Source organism: Rickettsia endosymbiont of Ceutorhynchus obstrictus (assembly GCF_964026565.1).
GTDB lineage: Bacteria > Pseudomonadota > Alphaproteobacteria > Rickettsiales > Rickettsiaceae > Rickettsia.
Map to the genome: position 1 here is coordinate 1112072 of NZ_OZ032162.1, position 22819 is coordinate 1134890.

Sequence of the window (22819 nt, forward strand, 5' to 3'; positions counted from 1 at the left end):
CGTTAATATCATTCCTAGCTACGCCGGGCGTTGTTGCATGGCTCGAAATCCTTATAAAAAAACCCCGTCATTGCGAGGAAGTACGTAGTCTAGAGCGGCAATCCAGGAAAAAATAGCAAAAATTACTATATTTCGGGTATTTTTTAAAAGTACCGCGGTGTCATCTAGTTGCTTGACCACGGCATCCAGTCTTTTACTAAGATTTTTTCTGGATACCGTGGGAGGGGCCTCGGTATGACAAGTTTTAAGCGATTTTAACCATCCACGCAACAAGGCCTTGCGAGGAGGAGCCGCGGGGCCTTGCTGCAATCCGGATTAATATTTATGCTAAACTTGCCATCTTATAAACTTTTTGGCATTCTAATTAAATCCCTCATTACATTCGGGATAGCCTGGATTGTCGCAGCCACTCCGTGGCTTCGCAATGACTGGTTTTTTGTATTAATTTCCGAGCCACGCAACAGCGCCCGCAAGCGGGAATCCAGACTTTTCTTTGTCATGCTGAACTTGTTTCAGCATCTATTGCAAAATATCCTGAAATAAATTCAGGATGACTTAAAAAGTATTTTTCTAGATTCCCGCCTGCGCGGGAATGACATACGGCACTTTTTTAGAGCCGGGCAACAACGCCATGCCTATACGGGAATGACATCGAAAGCATTTAATCTTGCTAAACTATTTTCTTTACCCAAAATCTCAGCCATTTCAAATATTCCAGGGGAGGCAGTCAGGCCGGTCATTAAAGCCCTAACCGGCTGCATCAGCTCATTAAGCTTTAAGCCGTTATGCTTTGCTATTTCTTTAAACTTACTTTGCAACAAATCTTTGTTAAAATGCTCAAGCTCTTCTAAAGCCGTTATTACCTGATTAATTAAATCACGATTGCACCCCTTTATTATTGCTTTTGCTTCTTCCGAATAATTAATAGGTGTATTAACCAAATAAATTTTAGCAAGATTTGCAAGGTCGATTAAAGTTTCGCTTCTAACCGTTAAGCTTGGCAAAGCTTGCTTGATATAATTTATTTCTTGTAGGTTAACTATATGATTTTGTTGTAAAATCTCTATAATCATTGAAATTAAAGTATCATCATCAAGCTCTCGTAAATAATGCGCATTGATATTATTCATCTTGACGAAATCAAGCTTAGAAGGTGACTTGCCAAGCCCCTCAAGGTCAAACCATTCTATAGCTTGGTTTAGGTTAATAATCTCATCATCTCCATGCCCCCAACCGAGCCTTAATAAATAATTACATAAAGCACTCGGTAAGTAGCCCATTTCTTTATAAGCTTCAACGCCAAGCGCACCGTGCCTTTTAGATAATTTAGCCCCATCGGCGCCGTGGATCAAAGGTATATGGGTCATGGAAGGAATTTGCCACGTAAGAGCTTGATAAATGGCAATTTGCCTAGCAGCATTGGTTAAATGATCGTCACCCCTGATAATATGAGTGATGCCCATATCATGATCATCCACCACCACCGCTAGCATATAGGTAGCGCTACCATCGGCGCGGAGCAACACCATATCGTCAATATGGGAGTTTTCAATTACTACCTCCCCTTGCAAGGTATCATGGATCGTGGTACTACCTTCTCTACTAGCTTTAAGCCGTATTACCGGTTTTTTGTCACTTGGGTAAGTAGAAGGATCGCTATCACGCCAAGGACTATCAAAAATAAAATGCTGTTTATTCTCTATGGCTAGCTTCCGCTGCCGCTCTATTTCTTCTTGCGCTGTAAAACAATAATAAGCTTTCCCTTCTTTTAATAATTTTAAAGCGGCTTCCTTATATAGTTCATTGCGTTTTGATTGAAATATAACTTCACCGTCCCAATTTAAGCCAAGCCACTTAAGCCCTGAAAATATAGCCGTAACTGCTTCTTCCGTTGATCTTTCTCTGTCGGTGTCCTCAATGCGCAGAAAAAATTTCCCGCCATTATGCCGAGCAAATAAATAATTAAATAAAGCCGTCCTTGCCGATCCAATATGCAAAAAACCGGTAGGAGACGGCGCAAATCTAGTAATTATATTTTTGTTCATAAAGTTTAGTTAGCTTTATCAAATTTTAAATATCCTGAAGCGTATTTATGTAAAACGCTGGAAATCAAGGTTTGATAAGGCATCCCCTCTTGAGCTGCAATCCTTTTAATGTGATTTAAGTCATGCCCTGGAAGTCTAATATTAATCCTTGCAGTTTTTTTAGAAAAATTAACTGCGGCAACTTTGGCTATATTTTTTTGTCTTTTTAATTCATCCTCAGACAAATGCAAAAGTTTATTATTCTCAAAATAGTCTAATATTCCTTTTTCTTCTTCAGATAATTTATATTTTTTCATTTTGTTCCCTACTATCTTTAATTTTTAAATAATTTTCAGTAGCTTTCCTGCTTGGTATAATGGTTTTTAAAAAAATCTCTTTCCCATTAATGATACAAGGCACTAAATAGCAATATCCATCCACCTCTATAATATAAATTTTTTGGTTTGGGTATTTGCTCTGATTCGGACGATCTATTATATCTAATATGCAATTTTCTTCTATCAAAGCAATTATTTGTTCAAAACTTATACCTCTTTCTTTTAATAAGGTAATATTTTTTTCAGGATTAAATGCAAAGTAAAATTCTATTTTCATATTTAGATTATCATGTTCTGTCTGCCTTTTGTCAACAAAACTTTATTTTTACTATTTTTTACTTATCATATTTTATTAAATATGCAAAGTAATTCACGTCTATATCATCGCTTAATTGCCACTTATTGTTAGCGATGTCAAATACTAAACCTTTTAGTTCTTCTATACTTATGTTATTACCCTTTAATATTTCATAAATCTCCGACGGTTTTAGAAACTTATTATAATCATGAGTATTTTTCGGAACCCAGCTTAATATATATTCCGCTGCTATTATCGCTAGTAAATAAGCTTTTTTAGTGCGGTTAATCGTTGAGATTATTGTCATGCCGCCCGGCTTTACTAATTTTGTCAGATTTAGCATAAAAGCCGGGACATTATCAATATGCTCTATAACTTCCAAGCAAATTATTACGTCATATAATTTAGTATTAGGCAATTCCTCTATCGTCGATCTTAGGTAATTTATCGTTAAATTATTTTTTCTAGCATAATCGTTAGCCGTATTAATATTACCTTCTAACGCATCAATAGCGGTAACGTTAAAACCTAGCTTACTCAGCGGCGCACTAACCAATCCGCCACCACAACCAACATCAAGGATATTTAAATTGGATGAAAAAACATCTTTTTCATTAAGATTGTAATGTGATTTTATCGTATCTACAATATAGGCTAAACGAATAGGAGTTATTTGGTGCAAAATACCGAATTCTCCGTCTTCATTCCACCATTCATGCGAAATTTTAGCAAATTTCTCTAATTCCTTTTTATCAATCGAAGACATAATAGACATTTTTTTATTAGTATTAACAGATTAAAGGTTTATTAGCGTCCCATTATCTGCTATTTTTTATCCTTTGTCATATATAATTTAAAATGATTCCGATAATACTTGCCTTAATTTTAATTAGCCTAATTTTTGCACCGCTTGGCTGTATTGCTTTATGGAAGAAATACGTTTATTTCGGTGACGGTCTTGCTCATGCTAGTTTTCTTGCCGCAAGTATCAGTATTATCGCTAACTTTCCGTTAATATATTCAGGAATAATCGTTGCCGTTTTTTTTGCGATTTTTGTTTTTATTTTTAAAAATTATTCCGGAAGAAATGCCGTTATAAGCTTAATATCAAGTTTTATGCTATCTCTGGCATTAATTATAAATTATCTTAGCTCTAGCCAGAATAATATTACTAACTTATTGTTCGGCGATATTTTATTAGTAGACTTCGGCGATTTGATTTTATTATCGATGATGCTGATGCTAATAATATGTTTTATAGGATATTTTTATAATCAAATTATCCTGATTATAATTAATAGAGATATTGCGGTAATAAAAGGGATCAAAGTTAAAACTATTGAATTAATATTTTTGCTTCTTCTCTCATTATCGGTATTTTCTACTATTAAAATAGTCGGGGCATTAATGGTGACGGCTATTTTATTAATTCCCCCTATGACGGCAAGATTTATTTCCCGCACTCCGCTGCAGATGATTATCCTCTCAATTATCATCTCGATATTTATAAATTTTTGCGGATTCATCGCTTCTTTTTATCTCGATATACCTCTTACGCCGGTAATTATTATAATAGGTACGTTTATTTACGGTATATTTTATGTTGGGAATGTATATAAGCGGAGGTGAATTGAAACGGTGAGGTTGTGGGGATTATAATTATCGTATTATGGTTATTACAAGCAGGGTGTCATACCGTGGCTTGACCACGGTATCCAGAAAAACCTTGATTAAATAAAAAGACTGGATGCCGTGGTCAAGCCACGGTATGACACCGAAACGCTTTGCAAAAGATGGTAAAAATTACTATTTTCTTACCGACACAACAACGCCTTCTCGCAATAGCGAAATTCTTTACAAACTTTCAAACATTTGCTTACGAGCAACTTTTCTTATTCTTCTTGCAGCTTCTTGACCTTTGCGAACACGCTTTGCTGAGCGAGTTTCATAATAACGCTGTTCTTTCATTTTACGAAAAATAAGCTCTCTTTGTGACTTTTTTTTCAAAGTTTTTAGAGTGTTATCACAATTGCCGGCGTGAACATTTACTAATATCACTAAAATTACTCTCCTTAAATAATTGTATATATCGTTGAACAATATTCGTATTATCTATATACTAGACTTATGTGTCAAGCCTAAATAAATATAGGTATCCTAATATGAATATTACTCAAGAATACTATACCAAAAAGATACGATTTATGCAATCGTTATTAACTTTATTACCTTTTAATGAGTGGAATAATAAATTGCTTGCGGAAGCTGAAGAGCAATGCAGGTTTGCTAGTGCGTATAATACGCTACTTTTCCCTGACGGTTTACAAGAAGTGGTAGACTTTTTTGAAAGCCAACAAGATGATAAAATGCTAATGCAGTTAGCAGCAGTTGAAGCTCCAAAAAAAATAAGAGAAAAACTATCCTTAGCTTTAAAAATTAGAATTAAGGATTGTGCTTTGCCGATTATTCATAGTAAAAACGCTGCTTATCTTGCAATGCCTAATAATATATTATTTGCAACAAACTTAGCTATGCGTAGCTGTGATATAATTTGGCGTTATGCCGGTGATAAGTCCCTTGACTATAATTACTATACTAAAAGAGGATTACTATTTACCGTTTACCTGCCTGCAATTCTATATTATATCCAAGATGAATCGGAGAATTATGTTAAAACCGATCAGTTTATTGATGAGTCCCTGGAAAATATAATAAATGGTTTTACACATTTTAAGAATTTGTGTAAATTAGCCGCACCTTCAAATATACCGATTATTAGGCTGTTTGTATGATTTTGTGTCATACCGTGGCTTGACCCACTACTGTACGAACATTTAAATAAAGAGGTAAAAATTCTGTCATTCCGTGGCTACGACCACGGAATCCAGCTTATAATATCATAAAAAGATTCTAAAATAAGTCTAATATGGCTTTATTTTCCTGGATGCCGTGATCAAGTCACGGCATGACACAGCCTTTTTTCAACGTTCGTACAATAGTGGGTCAAGCCACGGTATGACAATATTACCAAATAACTTTTTTATAAAAAACTAAATATCTTAAATAATGACAAAAAAATATTACCCTGAAGTAGGTTCAAACGCTGATTTTGCAGCCATAGAAAAAGAAATATTAACCTACTGGCAAGAAAATAACATATTTCAAAAATCTATAGATAGTAGAAGCGGCGAATCCGAATTCATATTTTATGATGGTCCGCCTTTTGCGAATGGCTTACCGCATTACGGACATTTACTTACCGGCTTTATTAAAGATGTGTATGCTCGCTACCAAACTACGAAAGGTAAAAAAGTTGAAAGGCGTTTCGGCTGGGATTGTCACGGCTTGCCGGCGGAAATGCAATCCGAGAAGGAGCTTGGTATTTCAGGAAGGTTAGCTATTAATAACTACGGCATTGAAAAATTTAACGAGCATTGCCGCCGGTCGGTTATGAAATATGCCGACGACTGGGAAGAATACGTAACTAGACAAGCAAGATGGGTAGACTTCAAAAATCCTTATAAAACGATGGATAAGAATTTTATGGAATCCGTTTTATGGGCTTTCAAGGAGTTATATAATAAGGGATTATTATATGAATCGATGCGAGTAATGCCTTATTCTTGGGCTTGCGAAACTCCGTTATCCAATTTTGAAACTAGGCTTGATAATTCATATCGTGAAAGAGCTGACAAAGCGGTAACGGTTAGTTTTGTGCTAAATCAGATTCCTGCTTTCGCAGGAATGACATCGGGGGAGCATTACGAAGAATATCGCATTCTTGCTTGGACAACTACCCCCTGGACATTGCCATCAAATTTAGCGTTAGCAGTCGGTAGCGATATCGAATATGCGTTAGTTCCTAAAGATAATATTTGTTATATTTTAGCTAAGTCTTCCGTTAGTAAATACGCTAAAGAATTAGGGCTTAGCGGTGAAGAAAATTTTGAGATAATTAAAGGCAGTGAATTAGCCGATCTTTCATATAAGCCGTTATTTAATTATTTTGCCAATCATCCGAACAGCTTTAAAATATTTGCAGGTAGCTTTGTTGTCGAAGGTGACGGCACCGGTATAGTACATATGGCGCCGGGTTTTGGTGAAGATGATCAAATACTTTGCGAATCGAAAGGAATAGAACTCGTTTGTCCGGTAGATAATAGCGGAAAATTTACTAAAGAAATTCCGGATTTTGAAGGATTACAAGTATTTGATGCCAACGATAAAATAATTATTAAACTTAAAAACCAAGGAAATTGGTTTAAGACCGAACAATATATTCATAACTATCCGCATTGCTGGCGAACTGATACCCCTTTAATATATAAAGCCGTGCCGTCATGGTATGTTAAGGTTAGCGAATTCAAAAATAGAATGGTAGAGCTGAACCGGCAAATTAACTGGATACCTACACATGTAAAAGATAATTTATTTGGTAAATGGCTTGAAAATGCCCGTGATTGGTCAATAAGTCGTAATAGATTTTGGGGTACGCCTCTGCCGGTCTGGAAGTCCGACGATCCGACTTATCCACGCATTGACGTATACGGATCGATTGAAGAATTAGAGAAAGATTTCGGCGTTAAAATTACCGATTTACATCGTCCGTTTATTGATGAGCTGACAAGGCCCAACCCGTCTGATCCAACAGGCAAATCCACGATGCGAAGAATAGAAGACGTATTTGATTGTTGGTTTGAAAGCGGGTCGATGCCGTACGGGCAAGCTCATTATCCGTTTGAAAACAAGGAATGGTTTGAAAATCATTTTCCTGCTGATTTTATAGTTGAGTACTCAGCTCAAACTCGTGGCTGGTTCTATACGTTAATGGTATTGTCTACTGCACTTTTTGATCGTCCGCCTTTCTTAAATTGTATATGTCACGGCGTGATCCTTGACGCTACCGGTCAAAAATTATCGAAACGCCTTAACAACTATGCCGATCCACTAGAGTTATTTGATAAATACGGCTCGGATGCTTTAAGGGTTACAATGCTGTCTTCAAATGTCGTTAAGGGGCAGGAATTATTAATTGATAAAGACGGCAAAATGGTATTTGATACTTTACGCTTATTTATTAAGCCTATTTGGAACGCTTATCATTTCTTTACGATGTATGCCAATGCTGATCAAATCAAAGGTGAATTAAATTTTAATTCCGTTAATGTGCTAGATATTTATATAATATCAAAACTTAAAATAGCTGTACAAAAAATCGCAGAAAGTTTAGATAATTTTGATACGCAAACGGCTTATTATGCAGTGACGGATTTTTTTGAAGTTTTAAATAACTGGTATATTCGCCGTAGTAGGGCTAGATTTTGGAAAAGTGAAAAAGACGAAGATAAACAAAATGCCTATAATATTTTATATTCCTGCCTTATAACTATGTCTCAAGCAATGTCGGCATTATTGCCGCTAATTTCAGAGGCTATTTATTTGGGGTTAATGGACGAAAATGTCATACCGTGGCTTGACCACGGTATCCAGAAAGAAAAAGGCCTAGACCCCGTGGTCAAGCCACGGGGTGACAACTCAAGTATAAGCGTACACTTAACCGACTTCCCTACCCTTTCGGAATTTGAAATAAATCACGAATTAGTAAGCACGATGGATAAGGTACTAGATATTTGTAGTAATAGCCTATTTGTCAGAAGTCTTGAAAATATTAGAGTACGCCAACCGCTAGCATCTTTGAGTGTTATAAGCAAAGATAATGATTCTTTGAAAATTTTTGAAGACTTAATTAAAGACGAAATTAATGTTAAATCGGTAATTTACCGTGATGATTTAGAAAGTTACGCAACTAAAAAATTATCAATTAATTTTCCGGTACTCGGTAAACGTTTGCCGCATAAAATGAAAGATATTATAGTAGCGTCTAAAAAGAATGAGTGGGAACTAACAAAAGAAGGTTTAAAAATTAGCGGTGAGATATTAACTTCCGATGAGTTTAGTGTAATTTTAGAGCCGCATCAAACTATAAAAGGCGCAAAAGCTTTTGCCGATAATAGCGGTTTATTGGTACTTGATTTAGAGTTAACAACCAATTTAATCCAAGAAGGTACGGCAAGGGATTTGGTGCGTTCTATTCAACAAGCTCGGAAAGACGCCGATTTTTCAATAAGCGACCGGATTATGATCGAAATCACCGGCGATTTAGATTTATCGGAAATATTAAAGCAATACGGCGATTTTATCCAAGAACAAACTTTAGGTGAATTTAGCCACGATTTCACCGCCAATTATGTAAGCGATGTAGAACTTGAAGGACACAAACTTAAAGTGAAAATTAAGAAATATGCCGAATAATATATATCTTGTAACAATATCATTTGACTGTAGTAACCTCTTACTACCTAAAAAACAAGAAGAAATTTTAGATTTAGCTTGGAGCTTTGTAGCATTTTTATATAAAAACGGTAACATATTAAAACATGCAGAACTTTTTAATCTTGATAAAACACACCTAATTACTTACAACGTAATTCCTAATAAAAACGCCTTAGATGATAATTTTTTAGATACGTTTGCGTTGAAATACAGAAGTGAGTTAGAAGCCGCAGGAGTAATAATTCATTATAATATTACCGGTGAATATGTTAATGAAGGAATGTTATGTTTGGAAAAAAATATAGAGGATATAAAGTTTTTTTATTTATATCCTCTATATATATCGGATGATGAGTTAATATTAAGAACCGATAAGGGAAAATATTTGCCGTTATACATGATTAAGAATAGTGAAAATCCATATCTTACTGAAAAAATAACTTTTTGGAAAAATGATTATGCGGCAGCCGGAAGATTATGGCTTTCAAGCTATAAAAAGCTGGAGCCGCTAATAGCTAAACAATTAGCAAATCTAAATAGTGATATTTCTGTAGAAGGCAGAAAGGTTAGTGAGCAAATAGCAAACCATTTTAATAAAAAAGTTTTTTATCCTTTAGCTGAACTTTGGTCTAGTAAAAAAAGGAAATATACTCGCTCAAATTATACTCAATGCCCGTCTTGCTCCAAAGATTGGCAATTAAAAAAAGAATTTCATAATATTTTTGATTTTAAATGCAACAAATGTTCCTTATTGGGATATGAGTTATCTGTTATATAATGGAAATAATATTGTAAAAATCTAAAACAAAAGCACCTATGAAAACCGCTTTACCTAAACGTTCGCTTGAAGTTCGAGATCGGCTTGATTATAGGTTTAATATCATTCCCGCAATCCTTTATACCATTCCTAGCTAGGGCGGGCGTTGTTGCATGGCTCGAATTTTTGATGTCATTCTAGCTAAAGGCGGGAATCCAGAAAAAACACTCTCTAGTCATCCTGAATTTATTTCAGGATCTATTATAGAGATGCTGAAACAAGTTCAGCATGACAAGAAAAAGCCTGGATTGCCGCGTAGGCACTTTGTGCCTCCTCGCAATGACGGACTTTATGGACCTTTATGGCTTAAGTTGACACTCATGCGCCTTCGCGGGAATGACATACGGCACTTTTTTAGAGCCATGCAACAACGCCATTGTCGCGTGGGAATGACATCTTCTAATACTTAATACCCCCTCCGACATTCATCGATAGGCTTGCCGAAACAAATTTTTCTAAATCGCCGTCAAGCACGCCTTTAGTGTCGGAAGTCTCGTAACCGGTGCGTAAATCTTTCACCATTTGATAAGGTTGTAGCACATACGACCTAATTTGATGCCCCCAACTATTATCGGTTTTAGCGGCATTTTGTTCATTAACGCTATCGGTACGTTTTTGTAGTTCAGCTTCGTAAAGTTTTGCTTGTAACATTTTCATCGCTTCAGCTTTATTCTTATGCTGCGACCTGCCGCTTTGGCACTGGGTTACGGTATTAGTCGGCAGGTGAGTAATGCGAACAGCCGAGTCGGTAGTATTAACATGTTGCCCGCCTGCTCCTGATGATCTGTAAGTATCTATTCTTAAATCTTTATCATCAATAACGACTGCGATATTATCGTCAATCTCCGGAAATACCCAGCTGCTGGCAAAGCTGGTCATTCTTTTACCGGCGGCATTAAAGGGCGATATTCTCACTAATCGATGCACTCCCGCTTCGGTTCTAAACCACCCGTAAGCTTGATGACCTATTACTTTAATAGTACATGATTTTATGCCTGCTTCTTCGCCGTTAATTAAGTTAATTATCTCGGTTTTAAAACCTAAACGCTCGGCAAATCGTAAATACATACGCATCATTATCGATGCCCAGTCATGGCTTTCCGTTCCACCGGCACCGGCATTAATTTCTAGAAAACAATTATTATTATCGGCCTCGCCGGAAAATAAACAAGCCGTTTCAAATTTTTCGGCAATAATGCTTAATTTTTGTAAATCCTTCTCTATTTGGTTAAGCGTTACGGGATCATTCTCAATGCCTGCCAGCTCTTCAAATTCTAAGGCGTCGTTTAAATCAGCTTTAAGTTTGTGAAAGGAGTTTAATTTTTCTTCTAAAATACTTTTTTCTTTTAGGAGTTTTTGCGCACCGGCTCGGTCATTCCATAATTCCGGTTTTGCCGCTAATTCTTCTAGCTCGGCTAATCTTGCCGTAGAAGTTTCGACGTCAAAGTGACCTCCAAAGCAGTTCTAAAGATTGCTCAATTTTTTTTACATAAGTTTCAATTTCGGCACGCATTATTTTTTCCTACTATAAAGTTTTGTTTTGTTATATTATTACTCGTGAATAAAAGGGAGTCATACCGTGGCTTGACCAACTACTGTACGAACGTTGAAAAAAGGCTGTGTCATGCCGTGACTTGATCACGGCATCCAGGAAAATAAAGCCATATTAGACTTATTTTAGAATCTTTTTATGATATTATAAGCTGGACTGAAGTGGTCGTAGCCACGGAATGACAGAATTTTTACCTCTTTATTTAAACGTTCGTACAGTAGTGGGCTTGACCACGGTATCCAGCGTTATCGTCATCCTGAATTTATTTCAGGATCTACTCAAAAAGATGCTGAAACAAGTTCAGCATGACTTTTTGTTTCTGGATGCCGTGGTCAAGCCACGGGGTGACATTTTGTAATTAAACCAAATTATATCACATATATCATGAACAATCAAAAATTTATCCGAAACTTTTCAATTATTGCCCATATCGATCACGGTAAATCTACTTTAGCAGATAGGTTAATTGAATATTGCGGCGGGTTGCAATCAAGAGAAATGAGCCATCAAGTGCTGGACTCGATGGATATAGAAAAAGAACGCGGAATTACTATTAAAGCGCAGACTGTTAGGCTAGTATACCAAGCCAAAGACGGCAATAGTTATTATTTAAATTTAATGGATACGCCCGGTCATGTCGATTTTGCTTATGAAGTAAGTAGATCGCTTGCGGCATGCGAAGGGTCGTTGTTGGTGGTGGATAGTAGTCAAGGGGTAGAGGCTCAAACGCTGGCAAATGTCTATCAAGCAATCGAAAATAATCATGAATTATTCCGGTACTTAATAAAATTGACTTACCGGCAGCAGAGCCTGAGCAAGTTAAACAACAAATAGAAGATATAATAGGTATCGATGCCAGCGATGCGGTATTAATTTCCGCGAAAAGCGGCATCGGTATAGAAGAGGTATTAGAAGCGATTGTTAAAAGACTACCGCCGCCGGTAGAGAATAATACCGATATTTTAAAAACATTGCTGGTGGATAGTTGGTACGACCCGTATCTTGGAGTAGTTATTTTAGTTAGGGTAATTGACGGGGCTTTGCGTAAAAATATGCGCATAAAAATGATGGCAACGAATTCCAGTTATATAGTGGAAAATGTCGGTTATTTTACTCCTAAAAAACATATTTCCGATATTTTATATGCCGGAGAAATCGGCTTTTTTACCGCTTCAATTAAGCAAGTAGCCGATTGCAAAGTAGGAGATACTATAACCGACGAAAAAAAACCCTGCCTTCAAGCTCTTCCGGGTTTTAAACCAAACCTGCCGGTGGTATTTTGCGGTTTATACCCGACAGATAGCGCCGAGTTTGAGCATTTAAAGGATTCCCTTGCCAAGCTTCGTCTAAATGATGCAAGTTTCGAGTTTGAAACGGAGAGTTCGTCGGCTCTCGGCGTTGGCTTTAGGTGCGGATTTTTAGGGTTATTGCATTTAGAAATTATCCAAGAACGTCTAATGCGTGAATTTGATTTAGACATGATTACCACTGCCCCAAGCGTGGTGTATAAAATTCACCTGCGGGACGGCGAGAGTTTTGAGATTCACAATCCGGCAGATTTACCCGACCTGCAGAAAATCGAGTCTATGGAAGAGCCTTGGATCAAAGCAACTATCATGGTACCGGATGAATTTTTAGGAGCCGTTTTATCGTTATGTACGGAGAAAAGAGGTATTCAGCTTGATCTTGGTTATATAGCCGGTAGGGCAAAACTTGTTTATAAATTACCTTTAAATGAAATAGTTTATGATTTTTACGATCGGCTAAAAAGCTGTTCAAAAGGCTATGCAAGCTTTGAGTGGCAAATGGATAACTACCGACCTTCGGAGCTTGTTAAACTCGGAATTTTAGTAAACGGTGAAATGGTAGACGCACTGTCGACAATAGTCCATCGTACGCGGGCTGAGCAAAGGGGCCGGGCGCTATGTGTGCGCCTTAAAGATTTAATTCCGAGACAGCAAATCGATATCGCTATTCAAGCATCGATCGGTAGCCGAATAATAGCACGAGAAACTATTAAAGCACTTCGTAAAGACGTACTGTCTAAATGTTACGGCGGCGATATCACCCGTAAACGAAAACTACTCGAAAAGCAAAAAGCGGGAAAGAAAAAAATGAGACAATACGGCAATATCGATATTCCGCAATCGGCTTTTATTGCCGCTTTAAAAATCGGTAATGAATAAATAGTTCTTTGCTTTTGTTAACAAAAAATATAAAGTTAAAAATAAGTTAAATTTTTTTAATGAGGAATAATATGACGGTTAAAGTAACTATTATATATTATAGCGGATACGGCCATACTACTAAAGTAGCGGAGGCGATACATAAAGGAACGAGTAAAGCCGGAGCTAATAGTTCTTTGATTCAAATAAGTAAGGATAATGTAAATAATTTAGACTGGCGTCCACTTGACGAGGCGGATGCAATTATTTTCGGAGCGCCGACTTATATGGGTAGTATAGCCGGACCGTTTAAAGTATTTATGGATGCCACTTCTCTTAAATGGACTGAACAAAAATGGAAAGATAAAATAGCTGCAGGTTTTACAAATTCCGCTTCTTATTCAGGAGATAAGCTTTGCAGTATTCAACAGCTATTTCATCTAGCTATGCAGCACGGTATGATTTGGGTAGGACAAGGGGAAGCATGCCCTAACTTTGCCGATCATGAATTACCGAATCATGATATTACCAATCGCTTAGGTAGTTGGTCGGGGCTTATGACTCAATCAAATCATAAATCTTCCCCCGATATTGCTCCCCCTAAAGGAGATTTAGCAACCGCCATTTTATTCGGCACACGAATTGTCAATATAACAAAGAAGTTAAGAGCATAATTTTGCAGCCCACCATGCGCGAGGGGCGTTGTTGCATGGCTACCGGAATCGTCATTGCAAGCGACTGCAGGCGTTGTTGCGCGGATAGTTAAAATCACTTAAAATTGTCATACCGTGGCTTGACCCACTACTGTACGAACGTTGAAAAAAGGCTGTGTCATGCCGTGACTTGATCGGCGTTGTTGCATGGCTCGAAAATTAATAAAAAACCCGTCATTGCGAAGCCACGAAGTGGCTGCGGCAATCCAGGCTATCCCGAATGTAATGAGGGATTTAATTAGAATACTAAACAAGTTTAGTATAAAAATATGTTTAACTGGATTGCCACGTCGGCATAAATGCCTCCTCGCAATGACGATTCTGGTAGCCATGCAACAACACCGACTTGATCACGGCATCCAGGAAAATAAAGCCATATTAGACTTATTTTAGAATCTTTTTATGATATTATAAGCTGGACTGAAGTGGTCGTAGCCACGGAATGACAGAATTTTTACCTCTTTATTTAAACGTTCGTACAGTAGTGGGTCAAGCCACAGCATGACAGATAGCATTTTTTAAAATAGAACTAATTATTTTTTTTCATCTTCAAAACTATCTTCGCTAAAAACTTGATTATCTAAATCAGAATAATCTTCTCCTATGTAAATATCCGATCCGCCCGGTATATAATCAAAATTTTCAGTGTTTTCCTCTATTTCACTATCACCGTTATCGTAATTAATAGGCTCAACTCTGCTTTTGGTACGTAAACGATTTAGCAACTCACTTTCTAAATGAGGAATCGATACCTGACCGGCAGCAATTTGACGAAGTATACTTACCGTCGGTTTATCACGCTTTTCTTTATTATTAGGATTAATTTCCGCTCTAGAATTTATATATTTAGCCCCTTGCGCCGCAAGGGCTACTAGCTTAAATTTATCATTAACTTTTTGAGCGCAATCTTCAACTGTAATTCTTGCCATAATTTACTCCATTTATTAAACTTAACTATACACTATTTTATCAAAAAATTATACTCTTATAATATTTGCGCCGCAATTATTTAGTTTTTTTTCAAGTGTTTGAAATCCACGATCTAAATGATAAATCCTATGAACTATCGTTTCATCTTTAGTGCTTAGCCCCGCTAAAATCAGCGAAACCGAAGCTCTAAGATCGCTTGCCATAACTTCCGCACCTTTTAAAGCCGACACTCCTCGCACTATTGCCTTATTACCGTGTACGGTAATATCCGCTCCCATTCTACATAATTCAGGGACATGCATAAGGCGGTTTTCAAAAATATTTTCGGTAATCACCGAAACGCCGCTTCCAAGCGTCATAAGACTCATAAATTGGGCTTGCAAATCTGTTGAAAAGCCGGGATACGGGTTAGTCTCCACATCTACCGAGTTTAATTTATCCATATAGGTTACTTGGAGTCCATTGTCAAACGGTGTAATTTTTATTCCGGCTTCAATAAGCTTTAGAGCTATATTTTCAATGATATGATAATCAATCCCTAAGATTTTTAAATCACCTTTGGTAATTGCCGCCGCAAACATATAGGTACCGGCCTCAATACGATCCGGCATTACTCTATAACTTGTTTCATTTAAAGAAGATTTGCCTTTAATTGTTATTTCGCTAGTACCGATTCCGGAAATATCCGCACCCATTTTATTAAGACAATGACACAAATCGACAATTTCAGGTTCTTTTGCACAATTAAAAAGTACAGTTTCTCCTATCGCTAGAGTTGCAGCCATTATTGCATTAATTGTTGCTCCGACGGAAATTTTATCAAAAACAAAATGAGTAGCTTTTAAGCGACCGTTACTTACCGCCTTTATATAGCCATTCTCAATTTCAATTTTAGCACCCATAGATATTAAGACGGCAACATGCAAATCTAACTGCCTTGCCCCTATGGCGCAGCCGCCGGGCAAAGATACTTCTGCTTTACCGTAACGGCTAACTAGCGGCCCAAGAACCCAAATAGAGGCTCGCATTTTACGAACTATCTCATAGGAAGCAGTGAAATTATTTATATTATTACAATTAATCGTCAGCTCAAATTGCTCAGGATGCTCTACTATATCAATAATACTACCGTGACTTTTAAGCAAATCCTGCATAGTATATACGTCAGTCAATTTCGGGACATTAGTGATATGTAGCTTATCGGTAAGCAAGGAAGCTGCCATAATAGGCAATACGGCGTTTTTAGCACCGCTAATATTAATATTACCTTTAAGCGCCTTCCCTCCTCTAATTATTAATTTCTGCATAATGTTTAGTATTTTATATTTTTGTCGTAAAGCATTGTTGCGTGGATCGAATTTTTGCAAAGCGACCGGTGTCATACCGTGGCTTGTCCACGGTATCCAGAAAAAACCTTAATAAAAAGACTGGATACCGTGGACAAGCCCACTACTGTACGAACGTTGAAAAAAGGCTGTGTCATGCCGTGACTTGATCACGGCATCCAGGAAAATAAAGCCATATTAGACTTATTTTAGAATCTTTTTATGATATTATAAGCTGGACTGAAGTGGTCGTAGCCACGGAATGACAGAATTTTTACCTCTTTATTTAAACGTTCGTACAGTAGTGGGACAAGCCACGGTATGACACCATACTTGTAATAACCATAATACATTATAAGCCACACAACAAGTGTCCACAGTAACCCAAAAACTTAAGCTTTTATAAGCTCCTTATAGTGTTTTGCCAAAACCTTCACTCCGTACATCCAAACAACGCAAACAATAATAAAAACAAACATAAGCATCCCCGCAAGGTCATTATGTACTGCATTCGGAAAAATACTAAAAGAGATAAATTGAATAATTGCCCCTATTGATTTACCTATTTTATAGCCCATAACATCAACGGCAGCTTTACCTTTGGTTTTCATCTCGCTATCAAGAGGAATATATGTCATTTCTTTACTTGAATCAAAAAGCGAATATTTAACACCTTTGGCAAGTACATGCCATAATCCGCCGATCAAAACCGTAATCATTAAAGGCGAGGCATAACCGAGTGCTACAACAATATCTCCTAAATGATTCTCAAGCACTGTAAAAGAGAAAAACATAACTCCGGATATAAACATCATAATAGGTGTTGCGATAGCTCCCCAGAACCACCCGAAAACTCTAATTAAACTACTTCCTAAAAAGGCACTAATCAAAGTTAATATCCCCGTCCAAAATAATACTTCTCCTTGATAGGAAATAAAGCTTTGCGTTGTCGGATAAAGCCGCTTTGTTTTGGACATCCATAAGCCTTCAATCAAATTAATGCTCATAGAATATGAAATCATTAATATACAAATAAGACCTAAATATTTAGAAGTTAGAACTATTTTTGCGCTATCTATTAATCCTAATTTTAATATATCGGTTCTTTGATTTTTAAATTTAATATTTTTATCGGATTCTACTATTGTAGAATCAATAAGTTTATGAAGACCTAAGCAAATTACTCCCGATATTAAAATAACCGTAGTAAACGACTTTAAAAGAATTTCCGTTTTATCGCTTAAATTAGCAAATAACGGTAGCAAGAAATGATTACCCTTCGCAAAATAAACGATTATCGTCCCTGAAATTAATAAATTAGTCTGACCGAATAAAGTAAAGAAGGAGTAAAATCGAGGTGCTTCTTCAACTTTAGTAATTTTATTAGCCAGCTGCCAATATAACAAAGTAAAAACAATTACGGGCCATAATTCACCCATAATATAAAATAATACTAAACTCCATTGTCCCCAAATTACTATGAACCATTTTAAGTGGGGCAACAACGTTATGTAATATTTAATTATTTCGGGATCGGGATGGAAATATTCTCGGTAAGGAAATAAGATAAAACCAAAAACGGCAAAGAAACAAAGAAAAACACAAATTATTATTCTAAAAACCTGCTCCGTCGTCATAATATTACAGAGTTTAGAGTAAAGAATAACGAACAATATCCCCATAGGCATTTCGCCCCAAAGCTTTATAAAACTAATTACCTCAGAGCTAATTAAAGTAACGACGAAACTATCTTTAGTGCTACGAACTAAATTTTGATTAAGCAAAATAAAAAACATCAATAATGCCATCGGGATGAATTTAGTTAATTCATACGATCTAATCGGCCATACAATGTGCCTAAATTTACTATTTCTAGCCTTATTCCAGAGTGTAAAATTAGAATTCACGGCATCCATTAATTACCTTTAAGCTTATTTTAAAGCAACCTAAACCATAAGAAAAACTATGTCAAGATTTTTTAAGTTCGATGTATTTCTTAAGCTTTATAAACAAATATTTAACTTAAAAAGATATTTTGATCTTCATAAAATTTTATAGCCTTTTTCAAATCTTCTTCCGTATCAACGGAAATAGGAATATTATCAACTAAGCATGTACCGATACTCATACCGTTTTCAAGCGCTCTTAGCTGCTCCAAACGTTCTATTTTTTCCAGCGTTGTAGGCTCAAGCTCTACAAATCTTTTTAAAGCACTTTTTCGGAAAACATACATCCCTACATGATATAAAAAATCCTTGGCACCATTTGGAATTATACTGCGTGAGAAATATAACGCTTTACCTTTAAGATCAACCACCGCATTTACATTGCTGTGATCTTTTACAATATCAATACCGACTTTAACTACCGGCGTCATAATATCGTAATTGCTCTTTTTTAGCTCTTCAATTGCTTTTATAATTGAGCTAGGTTCAATAAAAGGCATATCTCCCTGAACATTCACAATATAATTAATATTTGTATTATCAGGAATGTGCTTAAAAGCTTCATATACTCGGTTTGTACCGCAAGAAATATCGCTATCGGTAAATATTATTTTTCCTCCAAGCTTAGTAACTCTATCGGCTATTGCCTGCGAATCGGTTGCCACGTAAATATGTTCAAGTTTGGTTTGTTTTACATTAGTAAATACACGTTCAATTATTGATAATGAACCGATAAGCTTTAACGGTTTTTCAGCTAGCCTAGTTGAGCCAAGCCTTGAAGGAATAATTATTGCAACGTCGGAATGATGCATAAAGATACTATCTATATAATTTGAAATTATTAGGTTATTAAGGAAAATAATTGTTGACAGACTAACCTTTTTCCACGATAAAGTAAAACATAATTTGAATGTAGTTTTAGGTGTTATATTATATAGCACTTTAAATAGCAAGAGCATTGTTGAGTGCAAAAGCACCTTGGATGTCATTCCCGCTCTAGGTGAGGAATCCGGACTTTTCTTTGTCATGCTGAACTTGTTTCAGCATCTCCTTAAATAGATCCTGAAATAAATTCAGGATGACTATAATTTTTCCGGATTCCCGCCTACACGGGAATGACATCACCGTTTAAACTGCCCTGCTATTCTAATATTTAAAACTTATATTCGAGCTCGTAGCTCAGTTGGTAGAGCACTTGACTTTTAATCAGGTTGTCCCGGGTTCGAGCCCCGGCGAGCTCACCATATTTTTAGTTATTTTGAAGATTAATCACCAAGTATACGCGAAGTATTTCAAGAATTGGATTTTATTTTGATGGGCGAGCGTACGCGAGTATGCGAATCCCTCATAAAATGAAAGAGCAATTCTTGAAAGACAAGCAGTATACGGGTTTGTAGCTCAGTTGGTTAGAGCACACGCCTGATAAGCGTGAGGTCGGAAGTTCAAGTCTTCTCAAACCCACCATTTTGACTATCTGCTTTGGTCAATTATTTTCCCCTGTCCTTACCTCTATTTCCTGTTTATTATTTGTTAGTTTATGATTTCTGAAAGCATCATTGAAGAGTTACAAAATAATAGCTTAACTGCTGCATGGCTTAAACTCGGTATTATATCTCTAGGGCTTGCCGGAGTATATTCGGTGATTTTAGTAATTCTTCGTACTCCTCAGCTAGCTAGCTTTTTCCAAAATCCTGAAATTTTTAAATCCGCTTTAATTGTGCATGTTAATTTATCGGTATTAGTTTGGTTGTTATCAATTACGGCTAGTATTTGGAGTTATGGTTTAAGTTCTAAATCGTCATTGCGAGCGGTCAAAGACCGCGCGGCAATCCATAATTTTACTAGATTGCTTCGTCAAAACTTGCAGTTTTTCCTCGCAATGACGTTAAATATCTATCCCAAACTCGCTTTCTTAGGCACCATACTTATAGCTATTTCTCCGATAGCGGGACAAAATCCGGTAATGAATAATTACATACCGATGTTAGAGAATATTATATTTGTTCTAGGACTCTCTTTATTTGGAGTTGCCACATTATTATTTGCCGTAAATACTATATACTACTCATCTTTCAATTCTCGAAATACGAGCAGTATATCTTTACTTAATCGGCAAAATTGGCAGAGTTTAATGAATTTCACTATTTTATCCACGGCAATAATGTTTATTTTAACCTGGGTGTGCTTTACCTGTTCTTACCTCCAACTGCAGCGCATTATTGATGTCATCCCGATTGAGATAGAATTTTATTACGAACTACTTTTTTGGAGCGGTGGACATTTATTACAATTTATATATACGCAAATTTTAATGATTATCTGGGTGATGTTATTTGAAATTTGGTTAGGCAAAAAATTACGATTTCAAAAATTTTATCTTTTTTTATTTTGGTCAAATTTTATTTTTAGCGTGCTTATTGTTGCCGGACATGTTTTTTATGATATTATCGACGGTGAATTTAAGGAATATTATACGAGTCACATGAAATATTTCGGCGGGGTTGCACCAATTAGCTGTTTAGTAGGAATGGTTTTAGAATTGCTTTTTCTGGATTCTCGCTTGCGCGGGAATGACATAGGAAGCGGGAATGACATCAAATCTTGCACCAAAGTAACTATAATCTGCTCTAGTATATTATTTTTATTCGGCGGACTTATTGCTTTCAGCATCGCAGGAATAAATGTAGTAATACCCGCTCATTATCACGGTTCAATTGTTGGAATAAGCATAGCCGGGATGGGGTATTGTTATATTTATTCTGTTTGTGATGTCATTCCTACATCTCATTATGTCATTCCCGCGCGGGCGGGAATCAGGAAAATAATAGTCATTCTGAATTTATTTCAGAATCTACTAAAAAAGATGTTGAAACAAGTTCAGCATAACGTTAGACTGGATTCCCGCCTGCGCGGGAATGACATAGGAAGCGGGAATGACATAGGAAGTAGGAGCGACATAGGAAGCAGGAGCGACATAGGAAGCAGGAGCGACATAGGAAGCAAAAATGACATAATGAGCATAACTATCTGCATACTAACATTCGGGCAGATTTTACATATTACAGGTCTAGCACTCGCCGGCGGTTACGGCGTTCTTCGCAAAGACGCAAGCCCTGAAATGTCTTTGTCTGCCAAGTTATTAATGGGGATGATGGGCGGCGGCGGACTTATTGCTATAGTGGGCGGCTTGATGTTTGTCTTTATTTGTGGTAAGAATATATTTTTTACGAAAGCAAATTTAAAGTATATTCGATGAACTTCAAAAATTGCCTTACTCTTTTGCTTTCAAGAATTGCTCTTTCATTTTATCGAGGATTCCTGTGTTCACGTACTAAGCTGTACGCTGCGCTCAGTCACCTCTCAAAATAAAATTCAATTCTTGAAAGCATGCGAGTATATGTCGTCTTATAAGTTCTGCGGTGTTCACGTATTATTATACGCTGCGCTCCGAGGGCTTTAGACTTCTTGCTCTTTTTGAAGTTGATCTTCGTCTACCAACTTTTCATTCCATAGGAGTATATGATACTTAACAAACCCTCGAAAGAAGAAGCCAAAGAAGCAGTAAGAACGCTTCTTAAATTTATCGGCGAAGACCCGAATAGAGAGGGGTTACTTAAAACACCTGAGCGTATAATTAATAGTTACGCTGAAATGTTTTCCGGCTATGAAAAAGATATAGCGGAAATATTAAGCACTAAATTTTACGATACTTGTAATTTTCAAGATTTTATTTTATTGCGGGATATTCATTTTAATTCCTTTTGCGAGCATCATATATTACCGATGAGCGGCACGGTTGATATAGCTTATATCCCCGATAATTGTATAATCGGTATAAGTAAGCTGGCAAGGATAGTAAACGTCTTTGCGGGAAGGCTGCAAATCCAGGAAAAAATGACCGTCCAAATTGCCGAAAGTCTACAAGAGCATTTAAAGCCCTTAGGCGTTGCCGTAAAAATTTCCGCTTTGCATAGTTGTATGTCGATTCGGGGAGTAATGCAAAATAATAGTATTATGAATACTATGCATTATACGGGTATATTTGCCGAGCAACAAAAATATCGTCATGAATTCCTTAACCTTACTTCAAGAAGGTAAGATATTGTTTTTGGTGTCATACCATGGCTTGACCCGGCTTGGAAATTGCTTTTTATTTCATTCCCGCACAGGCGGGACGTTGTTGCATGGCTCGAAAATTGCTATATTTTGGGTATTCTTTAAAAGTACCGCGATGTCATGCCGTGGCTTGACCCACTACTGTACGAACGTTGAAAAAAGGCTGTGTCATGCCGTGACTTGATCACGGCATCCAGGAAAATAAAGCCATATTAGACTTATTTTAGAATCTTTTTATGATATTATAAGCTGGATTCCGTGG

General features: G+C 36.7%; 28 protein-coding genes, 2 tRNA genes and 2 pseudogenes. 17 read left to right on the forward strand and 15 right to left on the reverse strand.

What is annotated here, in order from left to right:
* Window positions 1-51: 51 nt before the first annotated feature.
* From AAGD64_RS06245 to ubiG, 6 genes are all read right to left on the reverse strand, one after another.
* Window positions 52-309 carry a hypothetical protein gene (locus AAGD64_RS06245; RefSeq protein ID WP_341792774.1) on the reverse strand — a complete coding sequence of 86 codons (258 nt, stop codon included), beginning with the start codon at window positions 307-309 and terminating at the stop codon, window positions 52-54.
* A gap of 32 nt (window positions 310-341) precedes the next feature.
* Complete coding sequence (locus tag AAGD64_RS06250; protein WP_341792775.1) at window positions 342-500, reverse strand: hypothetical protein; 159 nt, start codon at window positions 498-500, stop codon at window positions 342-344.
* Between the two features lie 135 nt (window positions 501-635).
* Complete coding sequence (gltX, locus tag AAGD64_RS06255) at window positions 636-2045, reverse strand: glutamate--tRNA ligase (protein ID WP_341792776.1); 1410 nt, start codon at window positions 2043-2045, stop codon at window positions 636-638.
* A 5-nt stretch (window positions 2046-2050) separates the two neighbouring features.
* Entirely contained in the window at window positions 2051-2341 is a 291-nt protein-coding gene (locus tag AAGD64_RS06260) for a CopG family antitoxin (protein ID WP_253307528.1), read from the reverse strand.
* A complete protein-coding gene (locus AAGD64_RS06265) occupies window positions 2328-2639 on the reverse strand; it encodes a toxin (RefSeq protein WP_253307527.1) in 312 nt (103 codons plus the stop codon). Before AAGD64_RS06265 ends, AAGD64_RS06260 begins: the two co-directional genes overlap by 14 nt.
* A 58-nt stretch (window positions 2640-2697) precedes the next feature.
* Window positions 2698-3426: a bifunctional 2-polyprenyl-6-hydroxyphenol methylase/3-demethylubiquinol 3-O-methyltransferase UbiG gene (gene ubiG / locus AAGD64_RS06270; protein ID WP_341792777.1), complete on the reverse strand. Its 729-nt coding sequence runs from the start codon at window positions 3424-3426 to the stop codon at window positions 2698-2700.
* A gap of 92 nt (window positions 3427-3518) precedes the next feature.
* On the opposite strand from ubiG, the gene AAGD64_RS06275 reads away from it, so the two are divergent.
* Window positions 3519-4289, forward strand: coding sequence for a metal ABC transporter permease (locus AAGD64_RS06275; protein ID WP_341792778.1), 771 nt, complete (start codon window positions 3519-3521; stop codon window positions 4287-4289).
* A gap of 118 nt (window positions 4290-4407) precedes the next feature.
* Window positions 4408-4575, forward strand: a complete 168-nt coding sequence (locus AAGD64_RS06280; RefSeq protein ID WP_341794220.1) for a hypothetical protein — start codon at window positions 4408-4410, stop codon at window positions 4573-4575.
* On the opposite strand, the gene rpsU is transcribed toward AAGD64_RS06280, so the two are convergent.
* Window positions 4515-4718, reverse strand: coding sequence for a 30S ribosomal protein S21 (gene rpsU / locus AAGD64_RS06285; protein WP_253307525.1), 204 nt, complete (start codon window positions 4716-4718; stop codon window positions 4515-4517). The two genes, AAGD64_RS06280 and rpsU, sit on opposite strands and share 61 nt — an antisense overlap.
* Window positions 4719-4822: 104 nt before the next feature.
* Here rpsU and AAGD64_RS06290 point away from each other — a divergent pair, with 104 nt between their 5' ends.
* The 4 genes from AAGD64_RS06290 (at window position 4823) to AAGD64_RS06305 (ending at window position 10220) form a co-directional block, all read left to right on the forward strand.
* Complete coding sequence (locus AAGD64_RS06290) at window positions 4823-5452, forward strand: COQ9 family protein (protein ID WP_341792779.1); 630 nt, start codon at window positions 4823-4825, stop codon at window positions 5450-5452.
* A gap of 274 nt (window positions 5453-5726) precedes the next feature.
* The gene (ileS, locus tag AAGD64_RS06295) at window positions 5727-8972 is read left to right on the forward strand and encodes an isoleucine--tRNA ligase (RefSeq protein ID WP_410526068.1); all 3246 of its coding nucleotides are present in this window, start codon (window positions 5727-5729) and stop codon (window positions 8970-8972) included.
* Window positions 8962-9771 carry a DUF2310 family Zn-ribbon-containing protein gene (locus AAGD64_RS06300; protein ID WP_341792780.1) on the forward strand — a complete coding sequence of 270 codons (810 nt, stop codon included), beginning with the start codon at window positions 8962-8964 and terminating at the stop codon, window positions 9769-9771. Before ileS ends, AAGD64_RS06300 begins: the two co-directional genes overlap by 11 nt.
* Window positions 9772-9923: 152 nt before the next feature.
* Window positions 9924-10220: a hypothetical protein gene (locus AAGD64_RS06305; RefSeq protein ID WP_341792781.1), complete on the forward strand. Its 297-nt coding sequence runs from the start codon at window positions 9924-9926 to the stop codon at window positions 10218-10220.
* On the opposite strand, the gene prfB is transcribed toward AAGD64_RS06305, so the two are convergent.
* A protein-coding gene (prfB, locus tag AAGD64_RS06310; RefSeq protein WP_341792782.1) for a peptide chain release factor 2 occupies window positions 10210-11323 on the reverse strand; the annotation gives its coding sequence in 2 pieces (ribosomal slippage) (window positions 10210-11259 and window positions 11261-11323; 1113 coding nt in all). The two genes, AAGD64_RS06305 and prfB, sit on opposite strands and share 11 nt — an antisense overlap.
* 217 nt (window positions 11324-11540) lie before the next feature.
* Between prfB and AAGD64_RS06315 the strand changes: the two genes are divergently transcribed.
* From AAGD64_RS06315 to AAGD64_RS06335, 5 genes and pseudogenes are all read left to right on the forward strand, one after another.
* Window positions 11541-11720, forward strand: coding sequence for a palindromic element RPE4 domain-containing protein (locus AAGD64_RS06315; RefSeq protein WP_341792783.1), 180 nt, complete (start codon window positions 11541-11543; stop codon window positions 11718-11720).
* Between the two features lie 26 nt (window positions 11721-11746).
* Window positions 11747-13548, forward strand: a pseudogene (gene lepA / locus AAGD64_RS06320) (translation elongation factor 4).
* A gap of 71 nt (window positions 13549-13619) precedes the next feature.
* Window positions 13620-13949, forward strand: a pseudogene (locus AAGD64_RS06325) (flavodoxin family protein); the annotation flags it as partial.
* A gap of 36 nt (window positions 13950-13985) precedes the next feature.
* Entirely contained in the window at window positions 13986-14201 is a 216-nt protein-coding gene (locus AAGD64_RS06330; protein WP_341794174.1) for a transcriptional regulator, read from the forward strand.
* A 186-nt stretch (window positions 14202-14387) separates the two neighbouring features.
* Complete coding sequence (locus AAGD64_RS06335; RefSeq protein ID WP_341792784.1) at window positions 14388-14633, forward strand: hypothetical protein; 246 nt, start codon at window positions 14388-14390, stop codon at window positions 14631-14633.
* Here AAGD64_RS06335 and AAGD64_RS06340 read toward each other — a convergent pair.
* Genes AAGD64_RS06340 through murA form a run of 3 tightly spaced genes read right to left on the reverse strand, consistent with a single transcriptional unit; the run spans window position 14630 to window position 16477 of the window.
* A complete protein-coding gene (locus AAGD64_RS06340) occupies window positions 14630-14755 on the reverse strand; it encodes a hypothetical protein (protein WP_341792785.1) in 126 nt (41 codons plus the stop codon). The genes AAGD64_RS06335 and AAGD64_RS06340 overlap by 4 nt on opposite strands.
* Before the next feature lie 18 nt (window positions 14756-14773).
* Window positions 14774-15169, reverse strand: a complete 396-nt coding sequence (gene rpoZ, locus AAGD64_RS06345; protein WP_253307518.1) for a DNA-directed RNA polymerase subunit omega — start codon at window positions 15167-15169, stop codon at window positions 14774-14776.
* Window positions 15170-15217: 48 nt separating this feature from the next.
* Window positions 15218-16477 carry a UDP-N-acetylglucosamine 1-carboxyvinyltransferase gene (gene murA, locus AAGD64_RS06350; RefSeq protein ID WP_341792786.1) on the reverse strand — a complete coding sequence of 420 codons (1260 nt, stop codon included), beginning with the start codon at window positions 16475-16477 and terminating at the stop codon, window positions 15218-15220.
* A gap of 41 nt (window positions 16478-16518) precedes the next feature.
* Between murA and AAGD64_RS06355 the strand changes: the two genes are divergently transcribed.
* Window positions 16519-16665 (forward strand): hypothetical protein, encoded by a 147-nt coding sequence (locus tag AAGD64_RS06355; RefSeq protein ID WP_341792787.1) that lies wholly within the window; start codon window positions 16519-16521, stop codon window positions 16663-16665.
* 39 nt (window positions 16666-16704) lie between these two features.
* Here the strand turns inward: AAGD64_RS06355 and AAGD64_RS06360 are convergent, their stop codons facing one another.
* From AAGD64_RS06360 to AAGD64_RS06375, 4 genes are all read right to left on the reverse strand, one after another.
* Complete coding sequence (locus AAGD64_RS06360; protein WP_341792788.1) at window positions 16705-16860, reverse strand: hypothetical protein; 156 nt, start codon at window positions 16858-16860, stop codon at window positions 16705-16707.
* Between the two features lie 27 nt (window positions 16861-16887).
* Entirely contained in the window at window positions 16888-18411 is a 1524-nt protein-coding gene (gene tlc2, locus AAGD64_RS06365) for a nucleotide exchange transporter Tlc2 (protein WP_341792789.1), read from the reverse strand.
* Between the two features lie 101 nt (window positions 18412-18512).
* Window positions 18513-19253, reverse strand: coding sequence for a 3-deoxy-manno-octulosonate cytidylyltransferase (locus AAGD64_RS06370; RefSeq protein ID WP_253310024.1), 741 nt, complete (start codon window positions 19251-19253; stop codon window positions 18513-18515).
* Between the two features lie 184 nt (window positions 19254-19437).
* On the reverse strand, window positions 19438-19563 hold the full coding sequence (locus AAGD64_RS06375) for a hypothetical protein (protein WP_341792790.1): 126 nt from the start codon (window positions 19561-19563) through the stop codon (window positions 19438-19440).
* 46 nt (window positions 19564-19609) lie between these two features.
* Between AAGD64_RS06375 and AAGD64_RS06380 the strand changes: the two genes are divergently transcribed.
* From AAGD64_RS06380 to AAGD64_RS06400, 5 genes are all read left to right on the forward strand, one after another.
* Window positions 19610-19685: transfer RNA gene (locus AAGD64_RS06380), tRNA-Lys, on the forward strand.
* A 143-nt stretch (window positions 19686-19828) separates the two neighbouring features.
* Window positions 19829-19905 (forward strand) — tRNA-Ile (locus AAGD64_RS06385).
* A 73-nt stretch (window positions 19906-19978) separates the two neighbouring features.
* The gene (locus tag AAGD64_RS06390; RefSeq protein ID WP_341792791.1) at window positions 19979-21697 is read left to right on the forward strand and encodes a hypothetical protein; all 1719 of its coding nucleotides are present in this window, start codon (window positions 19979-19981) and stop codon (window positions 21695-21697) included.
* Between the two features lie 263 nt (window positions 21698-21960).
* Complete coding sequence (gene folE / locus AAGD64_RS06395) at window positions 21961-22539, forward strand: GTP cyclohydrolase I FolE (RefSeq protein WP_253307512.1); 579 nt, start codon at window positions 21961-21963, stop codon at window positions 22537-22539.
* Window positions 22508-22741, forward strand: coding sequence for a hypothetical protein (locus tag AAGD64_RS06400; protein WP_341792792.1), 234 nt, complete (start codon window positions 22508-22510; stop codon window positions 22739-22741). The genes folE and AAGD64_RS06400 overlap by 32 nt, the downstream gene beginning before the upstream one ends.
* The last annotated feature ends 78 nt before the right edge of the window (window positions 22742-22819 follow it).